The organism is Chitinimonas sp. BJB300 (assembly GCF_002735695.1).
In the GTDB taxonomy this organism is placed as follows: Bacteria; Pseudomonadota; Gammaproteobacteria; order Burkholderiales; family Chitinimonadaceae; genus Chitinimonas.
Genome location: NZ_PDZH01000239.1, coordinates 1 through 3,022, shown reverse-complemented (window position 1 = coordinate 3,022; position 3,022 = coordinate 1). Strand labels below are relative to the sequence as shown.

General features: G+C 50.1%; 4 protein-coding genes. 3 read left to right on the top strand and 1 reads right to left on the bottom strand.

Annotated features, from left to right (window positions below; all coding sequences use genetic code 11):
• The first annotated feature begins 333 nt into the window (after positions 1 to 333).
• The gene (locus CSQ89_RS20700) at positions 334 to 609 is read left to right on the top strand and encodes a CopG family ribbon-helix-helix protein (protein ID WP_099407879.1); all 276 of its coding nucleotides are present in this window, start codon (positions 334 to 336) and stop codon (positions 607 to 609) included.
• Entirely contained in the window at positions 609 to 884 is a 276-nt protein-coding gene (locus CSQ89_RS20695) for a type II toxin-antitoxin system RelE/ParE family toxin (RefSeq protein WP_099407878.1), read from the top strand. Before CSQ89_RS20700 ends, CSQ89_RS20695 begins: the two co-directional genes overlap by 1 nt.
• A gap of 248 nt (positions 885 to 1,132) precedes the next feature.
• Here the strand turns inward: CSQ89_RS20695 and CSQ89_RS20690 are convergent, their stop codons facing one another.
• Positions 1,133 to 1,435 carry a GIN domain-containing protein gene (locus tag CSQ89_RS20690; protein ID WP_099407877.1) on the bottom strand — a complete coding sequence of 101 codons (303 nt, stop codon included), beginning with the start codon at positions 1,433 to 1,435 and terminating at the stop codon, positions 1,133 to 1,135.
• A gap of 236 nt (positions 1,436 to 1,671) precedes the next feature.
• Between CSQ89_RS20690 and CSQ89_RS20685 the strand changes: the two genes are divergently transcribed.
• The coding region (locus tag CSQ89_RS20685; protein WP_143747119.1) for a M12 family metallopeptidase at positions 1,672 to 3,022 on the top strand (1,351 nt) is incomplete at its 3' end.

The following is a 3,022-nucleotide window of genomic DNA, read 5'->3' as shown; positions in this document are numbered from 1 at the left end:
ATGCAGCCTCACAGCTTGCTTGCGCCTTTCGTGCTGTTCTTGCCGCGACAGCTTGCGTCCGTCTTCTTTGTCCATTTCTATCAGTTGGGGGCGGACACCAATAAATCAACCCTTAGTTGCCGGGTGAGTATGGACGCCGCGTCACTCATTTTTCCAATAGAGGTAATGATCACATAGCTGCTAAATGTGCCAATTGATAATTCGGGGTGCATTTAAACAAACAACAAAAATGTGTTAGGTACATCCAATTAAGCACAGTAAAATAGCTTGAATTAATCACCGTAAATCAATATGATTAAAAAATAGGAAACTGTAGGGATGTAGGAGATAAATATGGCACAAGCTGAAACCAAAGTGGTCACAGCACACCTCCCCCGCCTCTTAGCCGACAAGATCGACGAGATGGCGACGCGCCTTGATCGTTCACGCGGCTGGATCATGAAACAAGCATTGTCAGCGTGGTTAGATCAGGAAGATGAACGTGATCGTCTGACGCGAGAAGGATTGGCCGACGTGGACAAGGGTAATGTCATTGAGCATTTAGCTGTGCAAGCTTGGGCCGAAAGTCTAGGCACTGACAATCCTTTGCCACTACCAACGGTGCGCTGATGGAAGTCAGGTGGACCAGTAGGGTACTATCCGATCTGGCTAGACTGTATCAATTTCTAGCGCCGGCCAATAAGAAGGCAGCAGCGCGCACCATCCAATCTCTGACAGCGGCACCTCAAAGCCTGATCGCGCATCCTCGCCTAGGGGAGAGGCTTGAGCAGTTTGATCCGCGTGAGGTAAGGCGAATCCTGGTCGGACACTACGAGGTGAGGTATGAGTTGCTGAGAGAAACGATAAATATCGTTCGGCTATGGCATACCCGCGAGGAAAGGTAATGTGCCCCCCCCTCGGGTTTTGTGGAGGCGGTCAGTTCCTGCTTTGATGCCAACGCCCGCACCGTTCCGGCCCATTACCATCGAACAGTGCTTGATGGTCGTAGATAAAGGAATGCGCTGGTTTCAGCATTACTATTCCATTGAGTCCACCGAAAGCGGTAATCGCCTTATCTTGAACTAGGTGGTCGAGTAAGCGCCACGGTACTTAGTCGCCCGCTCTAATCTGACCGATGCAGGCCACTGACTTGTTAACCGGACTTGGTTTGTCGAAATAGGTTAGCGAGCCGACGCCTGTTAAAGATGTCTCCAGCACCTCGGTTACGTAGAGACGCATGCGCCAGCCCCTCGTTGCTCATCGTTGCCTTACGAACTTTCAGGCTTTCAAGTTCAAGCTTACCAACACCGGTAGCTTGCACGCATAACTTGTCGACCTTGCCACTGGCGGAGATGTAACCCGGTCCTGCGGTATGAATCGAAAATTGCTCGCCGTGCCGCTTGCGGCTGTATTCAGGCCAGTTTGTCTTGCGGTAGTGGGGCTTCAGCGGTTTCATCGAACTGGCCTACAACCCGTTTCAGCTAATGCGTTGACGGTGACACTGGGTAAAGCCAGGTGGTAATGGTATCAATGGGGTGAGTCAGCCCATTGACATGCCATCGTCATAGTAATAAATTGGCGCACACTTATGTGTGCATACACTCATGTCGGGTAATTGCTCCACAACCCTCAGGTCATCCATTGTTTATGCACTTTGTTGAATGAATTTCTATTTCTTAATAGAAGGGCATCATGAAACTTAAATTCTCTATTCTTACTTTATTGGTGGTAACCGCCCTAGGCGTCATGGCCGAACCCAATGTGGTAGACAATTCAGAACAGAATGCATCTCGTAAATCGCAATTGGCTACCGGCAAGATGCAAAACACGGGTGAGTCGATCACCTATCGCAACGCGGATGGTAAGGCCCTCTTAGACGATATAGTGATTGGCGACCACAAGGACATTCAACACAATGGTATTAAGCCCTTCGTTGTAAGTGATTGGAGCAAGCAAAACGCTATTCAATCCAAGCAGATTGCGGCCGACAATCATTCCGCTCGAGCTACCCGGTGGCCCAACAATACGGTTTATTACTCCTACGAAGCGCAGTTGTCGCAAAAAGCGCGTGATGCTATTCAGGCCGGTATGAAGCTGATTTCGGACAAAACGGCCGTACGTTTTGTCCAGCGGACCAACGAACCTAACTATGTACGCTTCTTCCGTGACCGTGGCGAAGGTTGTTATTCAAACTTTGGCATGATTGGGGGTATGCAAGAGATATCTATCGATGGTGATTACTGTGAACAGCCAGGCGTTGTTGCACACGAAATAATGCATGCATTGGGCTGGCAACACGAACACATGCGCCCGGATCGTGACGCCTATATCCAGGTACACGACGAAAACATTAAGGTCGATCACCTGGACCAATACATAAAACGACGTTCTGACGAGGTGGACTCTGTAGGTGGTTATGACTACGACTCGATTATGCACTACGCCTCTAAGGCTAATTCTAAAAATGGCCTACCAACGATTGTTCCGCTCAGAAGCGATATTGACCCTGTAAGGTTGGGACAGCGTAAGGACCTGAGCCCAAGTGACGTAGCCTCAATACAGCATTTCTACCCTGGCGATGCGGGCCAAGTAACGCTCAACGCCACATTCAGCGCTCAGCTATTAACCATTGATGAAAATGGTAGCGGTAACCTGACCTTGGATCTGGCTGGTGCCGACCTGGCGGGGGTTCGTTTCTACCCTGATTCAGACAACACACGTGTGATTGCGTATAACGGCATCGATATTCAAGCAGGCCAAAGCAACCAACGTACCGTTCGTGTCACACCGGTTAGGGGCGCCGTCGGTACAGCCAACGTTAAGGTGCGTGTTATTGCCGCCAACGGCAAAGAAGCTACGGCTTCCTTTAAACTAACTGTACTGAAAGACAAGAACGGTGGGGGTGCTGGCAATGGTGGTACGGGTACCATCAGTAAGTACGACCGCAGTGGCAAATACAAGCAGGGTGACATTGTCGACGTCAATGGCAAGCGCTACACCCTCACAGTGCGGGTCAACAACCAGCCAGGTGGCGATTACTGGA